At 64.0% G+C, this 11,784-nt stretch carries 12 protein-coding genes; 9 read left to right on the top strand and 3 right to left on the bottom strand.

Annotated features, from left to right (window positions below):
• The 4 genes from CO671_RS16525 to CO671_RS16510 all read left to right on the top strand — a co-directional run bounded on the left by CO671_RS16525 (window position 1) and on the right by CO671_RS16510 (window position 2,752).
• The gene (locus CO671_RS16525; protein WP_097606826.1) at window positions 1-330 is read left to right on the top strand and encodes a TfoX/Sxy family protein; all 330 of its coding nucleotides are present in this window, start codon (window positions 1-3) and stop codon (window positions 328-330) included.
• A 69-nt stretch (window positions 331-399) separates the two neighbouring features.
• On the top strand, window positions 400-2,061 hold the full coding sequence (locus CO671_RS16520) for a urocanate hydratase (protein WP_097606825.1): 1,662 nt from the start codon (window positions 400-402) through the stop codon (window positions 2,059-2,061).
• 53 nt (window positions 2,062-2,114) lie between these two features.
• Window positions 2,115-2,357 carry an AbrB/MazE/SpoVT family DNA-binding domain-containing protein gene (locus CO671_RS16515; RefSeq protein ID WP_038686430.1) on the top strand — a complete coding sequence of 81 codons (243 nt, stop codon included), beginning with the start codon at window positions 2,115-2,117 and terminating at the stop codon, window positions 2,355-2,357.
• On the top strand, window positions 2,354-2,752 hold the full coding sequence (locus CO671_RS16510) for a type II toxin-antitoxin system VapC family toxin (RefSeq protein WP_097606824.1): 399 nt from the start codon (window positions 2,354-2,356) through the stop codon (window positions 2,750-2,752). Before CO671_RS16515 ends, CO671_RS16510 begins: the two co-directional genes overlap by 4 nt.
• A gap of 21 nt (window positions 2,753-2,773) precedes the next feature.
• Here CO671_RS16510 and CO671_RS16505 read toward each other — a convergent pair whose 3' ends face one another.
• Together CO671_RS16505 and CO671_RS16500 are read right to left on the bottom strand one after the other, a co-directional pair.
• Window positions 2,774-3,160 (bottom strand): VOC family protein, encoded by a 387-nt coding sequence (locus CO671_RS16505; RefSeq protein WP_097606823.1) that lies wholly within the window; start codon window positions 3,158-3,160, stop codon window positions 2,774-2,776.
• On the bottom strand, window positions 3,157-4,407 hold the full coding sequence (locus tag CO671_RS16500) for an MFS transporter (protein WP_097606822.1): 1,251 nt from the start codon (window positions 4,405-4,407) through the stop codon (window positions 3,157-3,159). Before CO671_RS16500 ends, CO671_RS16505 begins: the two co-directional genes overlap by 4 nt.
• A gap of 91 nt (window positions 4,408-4,498) precedes the next feature.
• On the opposite strand from CO671_RS16500, the gene CO671_RS16495 reads away from it, so the two are divergent.
• Together CO671_RS16495 and coaBC are read left to right on the top strand one after the other, a co-directional pair.
• The gene (locus CO671_RS16495; protein WP_097606821.1) at window positions 4,499-5,380 is read left to right on the top strand and encodes a LysR family transcriptional regulator; all 882 of its coding nucleotides are present in this window, start codon (window positions 4,499-4,501) and stop codon (window positions 5,378-5,380) included.
• Window positions 5,381-5,479: 99 nt separating this feature from the next.
• The gene (gene coaBC / locus CO671_RS16490; protein ID WP_097606820.1) at window positions 5,480-6,688 is read left to right on the top strand and encodes a bifunctional phosphopantothenoylcysteine decarboxylase/phosphopantothenate--cysteine ligase CoaBC; all 1,209 of its coding nucleotides are present in this window, start codon (window positions 5,480-5,482) and stop codon (window positions 6,686-6,688) included.
• A gap of 135 nt (window positions 6,689-6,823) precedes the next feature.
• Here coaBC and CO671_RS16485 read toward each other — a convergent pair whose 3' ends face one another.
• Complete coding sequence (locus tag CO671_RS16485) at window positions 6,824-7,636, bottom strand: class II glutamine amidotransferase (RefSeq protein ID WP_097606819.1); 813 nt, start codon at window positions 7,634-7,636, stop codon at window positions 6,824-6,826.
• A 505-nt stretch (window positions 7,637-8,141) separates the two neighbouring features.
• On the opposite strand from CO671_RS16485, the gene CO671_RS16480 reads away from it, so the two are divergent.
• From CO671_RS16480 to CO671_RS16470, 3 genes are all read left to right on the top strand, one after another.
• Entirely contained in the window at window positions 8,142-8,819 is a 678-nt protein-coding gene (locus tag CO671_RS16480; protein WP_097606962.1) for a FadR/GntR family transcriptional regulator, read from the top strand.
• Window positions 8,816-10,108: an MFS transporter gene (locus tag CO671_RS16475; protein ID WP_097606818.1), complete on the top strand. Its 1,293-nt coding sequence runs from the start codon at window positions 8,816-8,818 to the stop codon at window positions 10,106-10,108. The genes CO671_RS16480 and CO671_RS16475 overlap by 4 nt, the downstream gene beginning before the upstream one ends.
• A gap of 134 nt (window positions 10,109-10,242) precedes the next feature.
• Entirely contained in the window at window positions 10,243-11,775 is a 1,533-nt protein-coding gene (locus tag CO671_RS16470) for a carboxypeptidase (protein ID WP_097606817.1), read from the top strand.
• Window positions 11,776-11,784 lie beyond the last annotated feature (9 nt).

Genomic DNA, 11,784 nt, shown 5'->3' with positions numbered 1-11,784 from the left:
ATGACGCGCGATCCCGGCCTCGAAGAACTGCTGCGCGAGGAACTCGGCGACCGGCCGGGGCTTACCGAAAAATCCATGTTCGGCGGCCGGGCCTTTCTGCTGAACGGCAATCTGCTTTGCGGTGCGCGCAGTGACGGCATGCTGATCCGCCTCGGCAAGGGCAATGACGGCTGGGCGCTGGCCCTGCCCGGCGTGATCCAGATGCTCTCCGGCGAACGGGTGATGCAGGGCTGGGTGCGGGCGACGGCCGAGGTTTACGGCGACGATGCGCTGAGACGGCGTTTGCTCGATGGCGCGCTCGCCTATGTGGAATCGCTGCCGGGCAAATAACGACTGAGCTTTTCCCCTTCTCCCCGCTGGGGAGAAGAGAAAGAGCAGAGACGCAAAAAGGAACCCACGATGCCGAAAGCCAATCCGCGTTATCCGAAATTTCCGATTCCCGGCGGGCCGGAGCTGCGCGCCAGGGGCTGGCGGCAAGAGGCGCTGCTGCGGCTTCTGGAAAACGTCCTGTCGGTCGGCGAAGACCCTGACAATCTCGTGGTCTATGCCGCGCTCGGCAAGGCGGCCCGCAGCTGGGCGGCGCATAAGGGCATCGTCAAAGCGCTGACCGAGATGGAGGAGGACCAGACGCTGCTGATCCAGTCCGGCAAGCCGATCGGGTTGGTGAAGACGCATGCCAAGGCGCCGCTCGTCATCATGGCGAACTGCAATATCGTCGGGCAATGGGCGAAAGCCGAGGTATTCTACGAGCTGCAGCGCAAGGGACTGATCTGCTGGGGCGGGCTGACGGCAGGCGCTTGGCAATATATCGGCAGCCAGGGCGTCATCCAGGGAACCTACGAGATCTTCATGCGCATTGCCGAGCGGCGCTTCGGCGGCGATCTCGCCGGCCGCTTCGTGCTGACGGCCGGTCTCGGCGGCATGGGCGGGGCGCAGCCGCTCGCCGGCCGCATGGCGGGCGCTGCGATCCTCTGCGTCGACATCGATCCGGAGCGCGCCCGCAAGCGCCAGCAGATCGGTTATCTCCAGGAGATCGCGCCCGATCTCGATACCGCCCTTGAGATGATCGATGCGGCGGTGAAGGACAGGCGGGCGCTCTCCGTCGGCCTCGTCGGCAATGCGGCGGAGGTCTATCCCGAAATCGCAAGGCGCGGCATCGTGCCCGACATTGTCACCGACCAGACCTCGGCGCACGATCTCGTCTATGGCTACGTGCCGAAGGGCATGAGCCTCGATCAGGTGAGAGAACTGCGCGACGATGGCCAGGGGCAGTTGATGGCGGCAAGCCGCGCTTCGATCGTCGATCATGTCACGGCGATGCTGGATTTCCAGAAACGCGGCTCCGAGGTCTTCGACAACGGCAACCTGATCCGCACCCAGGCGACGGAAGGCGGCGTCACCAATGCCTTCGACATTCCGATCTTCACCGAGGCCTATCTGAGGCCGCTCTTTGCCCGGGCGATCGGCCCCTTCCGCTGGATGGCGCTGTCGGGCGAGGAGAGCGATATCGCCCGCATCGACGATCTGCTGCTCGAGATGTTTCCCGACAACAAGATCATCACCAACTGGATCCGGTTGGCCCGCGAGCACGTTCCCTTCGAGGGGCTGCCGGCCCGCATTGCCTGGCTCGGCCACGGCGAACGCACGATGCTGGCGCGGCGCGTCAATGCGCTGGTCGCAGGCGCCGAACTGAAAGGTCCCGTCGCCTTTTCCCGCGACCATCTCGATGCCGGCGCCATGGCGCATCCCAACATCATGACCGAGCGGATGAAGGACGGTTCCGACGCGATCGCCGACTGGCCGCTGATCGATGCGATGATGCTCTGCTCGTCGATGGCCGATCTCGTCGTCGTCCATTCCGGCGGCGGCGGTTATGCCGGCTACATGACGAGCTGCGGCGTCACCGTCATCGCCGACGGCACCGAAGCCGCCGACGAGCGGCTCGACCACGCGCTGACCAACGACACCGCCTTGGGCGTCATGCGGTATGCTGACGCGGGCTACGAAGAGGCGTTGGATGAGGTGGTGAAGAAGGACGTGCCCTATATCCGTCTGGATTGAAATGTAAGTCGAGTTGCTATATATCATTGTCATATCTCACCGAGGGCCGTGACATGGAAACCGCAAAAATCTTCTGGTCAGGGCGTTCGCAAGCCGTCCGCTTGCCGAAGGAATTCCGCTTTGATGGCGATAGTGTCACCATCCGGCGCCAAGGGCGTGCGATCGTTCTCGAACCGATTTCCGACAATTGGGATTGGCTGGCTGACGTGATCGGTCCGGTCGATCCCGACTTCGCGACAGCAGCAGAAGAGCAGCCTGCGCAACAGGAACGACCTGACCTCGACTTCTTCAAATGAAGTACCTGCTCGATACAAATGCCGTCATTGCCTTGATAAAGGGCAATGACCGCCTCATCGCCGAACTGCGCAAGCACACACCAACGGATTTCGCCATGCCGGCGATCGTCGCGCATGAACTCTTTTACGGCGCTTACAAAAGTCTTCATATCGATGAGAATCTGGCGCGGATCGATGCGTTACAATTCGCCATCCTGGAATTTGACCGGAACGACGCGCGCAAGGCCGGAGAAGTTCGCGCAGCGCTGCGAGCATCGGGAACGCCCATCGGCCCCTATGACTTCCTGATTGCCGGGCAGGCCGCTGCGCGCGGCCTCGTCCTGATCACCCGCAATCTGAGGGAGTTCGAGCGCGTGGCGGACCTGCAGGTAGAGAATTGGGAAGGCTCGCCTTGATCGGTTTATCCAGGCGGCGCATCAATCGATCAGATTGGAAACCTCGATGAGATTGCTGTCAGGATCTCGGAAATAAACCGAACGCAACCGTCCGGTGGCGCCGGTGCGTTCGACCGGACCTTCCTCAATCACAATGCCCGATGCCCGCAGATGGGCGATGACGTCGACAAGCGGCGTTTCGGCGATGAAGCAGAGGTCGCCGGAGCCGGGGATTGGATGTCTGGCCTTGGGTTCGAATTCGTGGCCGGCCTGATGCAGATTGATCTTCTGGCGGCCGAATTTCAGTGCCTTGCGGCCCCCCGCGAAGGTTTCGACCGACATGCCGAGGATGCGGGAATAGAAATCGCAGGTGGCTGCGATATCGGCGACGGTCAGCACGAGATGATCGAGACGGTCGATGCGGATCATGCTTTTTCCCTTGCAAGACGCTGGGCGGCACAGGCGGAGATAAAGGCGAGCGTCAGCAGGACAAGGGTGAAGGCGACGACGGCGGCCCAGCCGTTGATTGCCCAGAACCAGCCACCCGCCGAGCCTATGAGGCTGGAGCCGACGTAATAGGCGAGCATATAGAGCGACGAGGCGTGACCCTTGGTGCCATGCGCCAGCCTGCCGACGAGGCCGCTGGCGATGGAATGGCTCATGAAGAAGCCGGCCGTCAGCACGATAATGCCGAGGATGATCGCTGGCAGCGCGAGGGAGAGCGTCAGCGCGCAGCCGGCGGCGGTCAGCGCCAGGCCGAAGAGCAGCACGGAGAAGTGCCCGATCCGGTCTCCGATGAGGCCGCCGATCGAGGCGGCGCCGATGCCGAAGAGATAGACGGTGAAGATCAGGCCGAGTTCGGTCTGGTTGAGACCATAGGGCGGCGCCACGAGGCGGAAGCCGGCGTAATTGTAGATCGTCACGAAGGAGCCCATAGCCAGGAAGGCGATGGCGAAGACGAAGGGCAGCGCCGGATTTCTGAGATGGCCGAGCCAGGCCCTGGCATGGAAACGCGGGTCGAAGCCCGGCCGGCGAACGAAATTCTTCGACGGCGGCAGCAGGGCGATGAAGCCGAGCGCCGCGGCTAGACCGATGGCGCCGATGAGGAACAGCGCCGGCCGCCACTCGAGATATTCGGCGAAGATGCCGGTCAGCACGCGGCCGGACATGCCGCCGAAGGCCGTGCCGCCGACATAAAGGCCCATGCTGGCGCCGAGGCCGCGCGGATCGATCTCCTCGGCGAGATAGGCCATGGCGACGGCAGGCACGCCGCCGAGAACGAAGCCCTGCAAGGCGCGGATGACGAGCAGCAGATGCCAGTTCGGGGCAAAGGCGGTGGCGATCGTCAGCAAGGCTGCACCGAGCAGCGATATCGACATCAGGCTGCGGCGGCCGAGGCCCTCCGAGACGGCAGCGGCGCAGATGATGGCGACTGCCAGGAAGCCGGTGGAGAGCGACAGCGACAGCGAGCTTTCGGCCGGACTGACGGAAAATTCCTGCGAAAAGATCGGCAGCAGCGGCTGCACGCAATAAAGCAGCGAGAAGGTGGAAAAGCCGGAGAGGAAAAGGGCCAGGCTGGCGCGGCGATAGGCGCCGGTGCCGCGGGTCAGATAGGACCTCCGTCCCGGGATCGCGGTTTCCTCAGGGCGCTTTGCTGCATAGGCTGGCTTCGGCATGGATGCATCCTTCCAGCCTCCGATCTAGTCAGCGTCCCTTCATTTGTCCAATATATGGAAACGACGATTTCAATATGTTTTGGAGATGGCCATGGAGCTGCGGCACCTGAGATATTTCCTTGCGGTGGCGGAGGAACGCAATTTCACCCGCGCCGCAGGCAAACTTGGCATCGGGCAGCCACCGCTCAGCCAACAAATCCGCGACCTGGAAACGGAAGTGGGTGCGGCGCTGTTCCACCGCGTGCCGCATGGCGCAGAGCTGACGGCGGCAGGTGCAGCGTTTCTCGGTGAGGCAAAAGCGGCGCTCGCGGCAGCGGAGAAGGCGAAGCTTGCCGCGCAAAGCGCCAATCGCGGCGAGACCGGTCGGCTGTCGCTCGGCTTCACCGCATCCTCCGCCTTCAATCCCGTGGTCAGCACCACGATCCGCCGCTTCCGAGCGCGCTGGCCGGAGGTGCAGCTGTCGCTGACGGAGATGAACACGCTGGCGCTGATGCAGAAGCTGGAACGCGGCGAGTTGGACGCCGCCTTCATGCGCCCGAGCCTCGACGACCCCGCCGGCATCCGGCTGCGTCGGCTTGAAGATGAACCGATGGTGATCGCCCTGCCCGCCAGCCACCGGCTGGCACGGCATCGCAGCCTGCCGCTTGCGGCCCTGGCCGACGAACCTTTCATCCTCTTTCCCAGGCTCGTCGGATTGAGCCTTTACGACGATGTCGTGCTTGCCTGCCGTAAGGCGGGATTCGAGCTCACCGTGGCGCAGGAGGCGCCGCAGATTTCCTCCGTCGTCAATCTGGTGGCGGCCGATCTCGGCGTGTCGATCGTGCCGGCGTCGATCTCGCAGATCAAACTTCAGGGTGTTGTCTACACGCCGATCGAGGGGCCACCGGCCATCGCGCGCCTGGCGCTGGCGATGCTGAGGACGCATCGCTCGCCGGTTACAGAGAACCTGATGAGCCTGCTCAGTGATGAATGACGTCGCAAGGCAGAACAGGAGCGTCCGTACTCGATTGCATGTTCTGCGCCAAAGGCTTAGGGTCGAGGCCGGGCAAAAAAAGGCGACGGGTAGAAAGCCATGGCTCTCAGCGGCAAACGCATCCTCCTCATCATCTCAGGCGGCATCGCCGCCTATAAGAGCCTGGATCTGATCCGCCGGCTGCGTGAGCGCGGTGCGAGCGTTCGTCCCATCATGACCAAGGGGGCGCAGGAATTCGTCACGCCGCTTGCCGTCGGTGCCCTGGCGGCGGATCATGTCTTCATCGATCTGTTTTCACGGCAGGACGAACAGGATGTCGGCCATATCAGGCTGGCGCGCGACTGCGATCTCGTGCTGATTGCGCCCGCCAGCGCCGACCTGATGGCGAAGATGGCGAACGGGCTTGCCGACGATCTCGCCTCGACGGTGCTGCTCGCAACGGCGAGGCCGGTGCTTGCGGCTCCGGCGATGAACCCGAGAATGTGGGCACATCCGGCCACCCGGCGCAATGCGGCAAGGCTGAGGGACGATGGCGTTCGCTTTGTCGGGCCGATGGCCGGCGAGATGGCGGAAAGCCACGAGGCCGGGCTCGGCCGGATGGCGGAGCCGCTTGACATCGTCGCCGCCGCCGAAACCATGCTCGATGACGGGGAAAAGCCGCTGAAGGGCCGCAAGGCGATCGTCACATCAGGACCGACGCATGAACCGATCGATCCGGTGCGTTACATCGCCAACCGCTCCTCCGGCCGGCAGGGCCATGCGATCGCCGCAGCCCTTGCCAAGCTCGGCGCCGAGGTGACGCTCGTCTCCGGGCCGGTGACGATCGCCGACCCCGTCGGCGTCCACACCATTCATGTCGAGCGGGCGGAGGAAATGCGCGATGCCGTGCTGGCCGCGCTGCCGGCCGATATCGCCGTGATGGTGGCGGCGGTGGCGGACTGGCGCGTCGCCTCGGCCGCCGATCAGAAGCTGAAGAAACATCCGGGCGAATCCATTCCAACGCTGGCACTGACCGAGAACCCCGACATTTTGAAAACCGTCGGCCATCACACGATGCGGCCGAAACTGGTGATCGGCTTTGCCGCCGAGACGCAGGATGTGGAGAGCAATGCGAGGGCGAAACTCGAGCGCAAGGGCGCCGACATGATCGTCGCCAACGACGTTTCTCCGGCGACCGGCATCATGGGCGGCAGCCGCAACAGCGTCAGACTCATCTGTCACGACAGTGTCGAGCGGTGGCCTGACCTGGCGAAGGAAGAGGTTGCCGAAAGGCTGGCGGCGCTGATCGCCGAGCGTTTCCGCGGATAGTTAGAGCATGTCTCGCAAAAGTGTGCAGCGGTTTTGCGATAAAGACATGCGTGAAAACAAAGACCTAAAGCGTGAAAAGCGAATCTGAAAGATCGCGACACGCTTTAGAAAATCGCTTTCGATTTTCGACGACGACTACGCGGAGACGGCCAAAGGCTGCAACTTGGCGACGCTCCGATTTTCCGGCCGGAAATCCGCGACGTCGATGCCGTTTTTGCCGACAGTGACGGCGCTGCCATCGGGAATTTCCGCCCAGGCGTCGACATCGTCGTTCAGCGGCTCGGAGACGAGGCAATAGCCGGCGCCGACCGGCGAGGCATAGAGCGTCGGCGCCTTGCGATCGGTGGCGTAGCGGATCGCATAGAGCGTATTGCCGTCGGAGAAGGCGGCGGTAAAGCGCAGCAGGATCGAGCCGATGATGTTTTCGGCCAGGTTTTCGACGAAGCCGACCATAGCAGACATCGCGGCGATCGGCGCCTCGCGCAGGCCAAATTGCAGCGCCAGCAGGAACATCAGCTCGGAATCGGTCGTGCCGCTGCGGACATTAAACAACTCGTCGTCGAGCATCGCCTCCATCGGCCGGCGCAGGCGCTCGAAGCCTGAAATCTGGCCGTTATGCATGAAGGACCAGGTATCGTGGGTAAAAGGGTGGCAGTTGTCGCGGCGCGTGCCGCCGCCCGTGGCGGCGCGGACATGGGCGAGAAAGAGCGGCGAACGGATCTGCCGCGCCAGGCTCTTCAGATTGCAGTCCGACCATGCCGGCAGGATATCGCGGTAGCGGCCGGGCTCGGGCCTGTCGCCATACCAGGCGATGCCGAAGCCATCACCATTGGTCGCCGTCTTGGCGCGGGTAGCGCAATGGGACTGCTCGATCAGCGAATGGGCGGGCGAGGATACCAGCTCCTCGAGATAGAGAGGGTCTCCGCGATAGGCTGCCCAGCGACACATGGCTTTTGCTCCGGGACCCGCCGCCGCTTCGGCGGGAATGCTGAAATTGTCGAACGTCAAGGCTAATAACAGCTTAACGCGCGGCGGGTTTGCAAGCGCAAGGTGACGGTTTCGTGGCGCCCGGCGCCTTCAAATTCAGCAAAGCTCTGTGTTTTTTTGTGAACGGTCGGATCCGCCGAGGCCGGGCATTGACGGGGATTTCTGCTTGCATCTCGAAAGAATCAGCCTACCTTGGGTCTATCAGCAACAGAACGAAAGGAAGGTGATCCAATGTCTAATGAGATTTCGGACCTCGTAACGGGCATGGAAGAGGTGATGAAAGCGAGGCAGCCCTCGCTCTAAAACCCGCCTTCCTGGGGCTGCTTTGACAGTCCAGGCCAGTTCGAGGCCAAACTCATGGAAAGGGTCGCTGAGGCGGCCCTTTTTTATTGCCCGGATTTTGCTTTGACGAGAAGAAAAAAGTCCATTACTCATAAAGTCATCCGATGACTTTATGAGTGGCTGCATGCGTGCGATCAGCAGGACAAATCTCGCCGATGAGGCGATCGAGGCGATCCGCGGCGACATCCTCAGCAAACGCTGGGCGGTCGGCGATAAATTGCCGAATGAAGCCTCGCTGTCGGCCATGCTCTCCGTCAGCCGCGGCACGGTGCGCGAAGCGGTACGCGTCCTCGTCTCCCAGGGCTATCTCGAAACGCGGCAGGGGTCGGGCACCTATGTCCGCTCGACCAGCGATGCCGGCCGGCCGCTGACGATGGCGCGACGCGCCAGCCTGCGAGACCAGTTCGAGGCGCGTCTGGCGCTCGACGTCGAGGCCGCCCGGCTGACGGCGATGCGCAAGACGCCGGAGACGGTAACGGAGCTTCGCCGGCTGCTTGCCGAGCGCGGCACCTATGACGGCGGCGACAAGGCCGGCTTCATCGAGCGCGACCTCGCCTTCCATAAGGCTGTCATCGCCGCGTCGGGCAACCGGGCGATGGTCGAGATCTACGATTTCTTCTCGGCCTCGATCGCTGAGACCATCGCGGCGACGCTGGGGAAGGATATTCCCGAACCGGATATCCAGGCGCATGCCGATATCGTCGACGCGATCGAAACCGGCGATCCCGACAAGGCGGATGCGGCGGTGCGCCGCTTCATGGCGCCGGTTCTCGCCGCCCTCGACCGGATGATCCTGTCATGAATGCGCCTTCCAACGATCTCACCGCCACGCTCGACCCGGCCGACGAACTGCTGATCGACGCCGAAGCCGGCAGCCTGCCGCTGCCGCAGGCGACACCGGTGGGCGGTGCCGCAGATCGTTTCCTGCTCGGCGCCAGCCTGGTGCTGATCGCCTTCAACCTGCGTCCGGTCTTTTCAAGCGCCTCGGCGCTTCTGCCCGAAATCCGCTCGGAACTTGGTCTCACAGCGCTCGGCGCCAGCCTGCTGACGACGCTGCCGGTCGTTTGCCTCGGCGCCTTCTCGCCGCTGGCGCCGCGGCTTGCCCAGCGCCTCGGTTCGGAGCGTACGCTGCTCGGCGTTGTGCTGCTTCTCGCCCTTGGCACTGCATTGCGCGGGTTTTCCTCCGTGCCGCTGCTCTTCATCGGCACGGCGCTCGCCGGCGCCTGCATTGCCGTCGGCAACGTGCTGCTGCCGGGGTTGGTCAAGCGGGATTTCGCCACACGCACCGCCTTGATGACCGGCTTCTACACGATGGCGCTCTGCGCGGGTGCGGCAAGTGCCGCCGGGCTGACACTGCCGCTCGAGCACGCGCTCGGCGGCTCGCTTGCGGGTGCGCTCGCCATCTGGGCGCTGCCGGCGCTCGCCGTCGGCCTGGTCTGGCTGCCGCAGGTTCTGCGCAGCAGCGGCCAGGCAAGACGAAACGGAACCCACGTCAAAGGCCTCTGGCAGGACCGGCTTGCCTGGCAGGTGACGCTCTTCATGGGGCTACAATCGGCGCTCGCCTATTGCGTCTTCGGCTGGCTGGTTCCGATCCTGCGCGAACGCGGGCTCGACGGCGTCACCGCCGGGGTGATCGTTTCACTGTCGGTGATGGTGCAGGCCGCATCCTGCCTTGTTGTGCCGCATATCGCCGTGCGCGGCCGCGATCAACGGCTGATCAATGCCGGCCTCTGCGGCGTCGCCGTCGTCGCCCTGCTCGGCCTGCTCTTCGCGCCGCTGTCGACGGTCTGGCTCTGGGCTTTGCTGCAGGGCATCGGCCAGGGCGGGCTGATCGCGGCGGCGATGACGACGATCGTGCTGCGCTCGCGCGATCCCGATGTCGCCGCCCATCTCTCCGGCATGGCGCAATGCGTCGGTTATCTCCTTGCCGCCGTCGGCCCGCTCATCGTCGGCCTCATTCGCGGCTGGACCGGCAGCTTTTCCTGGTGTGCGCTTCTCTTCGTCGCGCTCGGGCTCGCGGCCGCGATCAACGGCTGGAAGGCCGGCCGGCCGCTGGAGGTGAATGTGCGCGCGATCGAGAAGGCATCCTGAGCCGCTCGCTCACGCGCTCACTTGCTCACTCAGTTGCTCGCTCACCGGCCCATCACCATCTCTTGATGCCGGTCGCCTGCTGCGGATGCTACGCTATCTCAACCCGCATGCCGCACCGCCGGAGGAGACATTTTTTGCGTATAAAACCCCTGTTTCTGCTGGCCGCGCTTGCGGCGTCGCTGCTCCCTGCCCTTTCTCCGGCACAGGACGGCGGTCAACCGAAGGCGAATGTCGAGCGCAGCGTGCGCGAGGGCGTGCTGAAGCTGCTGCCGGCCGATTCCGTCACCGAACACGAACTGACGATCGGCGGCCGGAAGATCGGCTATACCGCAACCGCCGGCACGCTCGATCTCTTCGGCCAGGACGGCGCCCGGACCGGCGCGATTTTCTACACCGCCTATGTCGCGAAAGACGCGGGGGCCGACCGGCCGTTGACCTTTGCCTTCAATGGCGGGCCGGGGGCGGCTTCCGCCTTCCTGCATCTCGGGCTGGTCGGACCGAAAGTGCTCGATTTCGGGCCTCAGGGACGCGACGGCGCCAACGCGAAACTGGTCGACAATCCCCAAAGCTGGCTCGATTTCACCGACCTCGTGCTGATCGATCCGATCGGCACCGGCTGGAGCCGGACGGTCAAGGCCGACGACGCTTCCAACTATTATAACGTCAACTCCGACGCCCAGAGTATCGCCAAGGCGATCGCACTCTATGTCGCGCACAACAACCGGTCCAATTCGCCGAAATATCTTCTCGGCGAAAGTTATGGCGGCTTCCGCGCCGCCAAGGTCGCCTCCGTGCTGCAGGAAAGCCAGGGCATCGTCGTCGCCGGCGCGGTCATGCTTTCGCCCTTGCTCGAAGGCCAGCTGATGTTCAACGCCGATCAGTTCGCGCTCGGCGCAGCACTTGAGCTGCCGTCGCTGGCGGCCGCCGAACTCGACCGGCACAACGCCTTTGACGAAGAAAAGCAGCGCGAGGCGGAAACCTTCGCGCTCGGCGACTATCTGACGACGCTCGCCGGCCCACCGCCGACAGGGAGCAGTGCCGCCGCCTTTTATGGCAGGATTGCCGGACTGACGGGTATCCCTGAGGATATCGTGGCGCGTAACCGCGGCTTCCTCGGCAATTCCTTCGTCAAACATTCGGATGGCGGCAGCGGCGCGGTGATGAGCCCCTACGACGCTTCCTTTGCCGCCCCCGACCCCTATCCGGAATCGGATTACGACCGCGGCGACGACGCCATCCTAGACGGTTTCACCCGCGCCTATGGCGGCGCCTTCGCCGACTATGCCCGCAGCCAACTCGGCTTCAAGACCGAGATGACCTATTCGCTGCTCGACGGCGATATCAGCCGGCGCTGGGAATGGAGTGGCGGACGCGGCGGCGGGACGCGCTTGCAGGCCAGCGCCACCGACGACATCAGGCAGTTGCTCGCCTCCAACTCTGCATTTCATCTGCTGATCGCCCATGGCTACAGCGATCTGGTGACGCCTTACGGCGTCAGCCGCTACGTCGTCGACCATCTGCCGCCTTCGCTCACCGGCGGACGCGTCGGGCTGAAGCTCTATCGCGGCGGCCATATGTTCTACACGAATGCCGACCAGCGGGCCGCCTTCACGGCGGATGCCAAGGCCTTTTATGCCGAGCGGCCGGCGGCCCCGCCGGCAGATTGAGGACGGGCC

Origin of the sequence: Rhizobium sp. M10 (assembly GCF_002531955.1) — a bacterium.
Taxonomy (GTDB): domain Bacteria; phylum Pseudomonadota; class Alphaproteobacteria; order Rhizobiales; family Rhizobiaceae; genus Rhizobium; species Rhizobium etli_C.
Note: the sequence above shows the minus strand (reverse complement) of the source record. Positions and strands in the feature narration are given on the sequence as shown.

What these genes read in the sequence shown, in the direction of transcription:
- CO671_RS16505 (WP_097606823.1), bottom strand. Translation starts at nt 3,160, where the DNA reads ATGATCCGCATCGACCGTCTCGATCATCTCGTGCTGACCGTCGCCGAT.
- CO671_RS16510 (WP_097606824.1), top strand. Translation starts at nt 2,354, where the DNA reads ATGAAGTACCTGCTCGATACAAATGCCGTCATTGCCTTGATAAAGGGC.
- CO671_RS16480 (WP_097606962.1), top strand. Translation starts at nt 8,142, where the DNA reads ATGCGTGCGATCAGCAGGACAAATCTCGCCGATGAGGCGATCGAGGCG.
- CO671_RS16515 (WP_038686430.1), top strand. Translation starts at nt 2,115, where the DNA reads ATGGAAACCGCAAAAATCTTCTGGTCAGGGCGTTCGCAAGCCGTCCGC.
- CO671_RS16475 (WP_097606818.1), top strand. Translation starts at nt 8,816, where the DNA reads ATGAATGCGCCTTCCAACGATCTCACCGCCACGCTCGACCCGGCCGAC.
- CO671_RS16520 (WP_097606825.1), top strand. Translation starts at nt 400, where the DNA reads ATGCCGAAAGCCAATCCGCGTTATCCGAAATTTCCGATTCCCGGCGGG.
- coaBC (WP_097606820.1), top strand. Translation starts at nt 5,480, where the DNA reads ATGGCTCTCAGCGGCAAACGCATCCTCCTCATCATCTCAGGCGGCATC.
- CO671_RS16500 (WP_097606822.1), bottom strand. Translation starts at nt 4,407, where the DNA reads ATGCCGAAGCCAGCCTATGCAGCAAAGCGCCCTGAGGAAACCGCGATC.
- CO671_RS16495 (WP_097606821.1), top strand. Translation starts at nt 4,499, where the DNA reads ATGGAGCTGCGGCACCTGAGATATTTCCTTGCGGTGGCGGAGGAACGC.
- CO671_RS16485 (WP_097606819.1), bottom strand. Translation starts at nt 7,636, where the DNA reads ATGTGTCGCTGGGCAGCCTATCGCGGAGACCCTCTCTATCTCGAGGAG.
- CO671_RS16525 (WP_097606826.1), top strand. Translation starts at nt 1, where the DNA reads ATGACGCGCGATCCCGGCCTCGAAGAACTGCTGCGCGAGGAACTCGGC.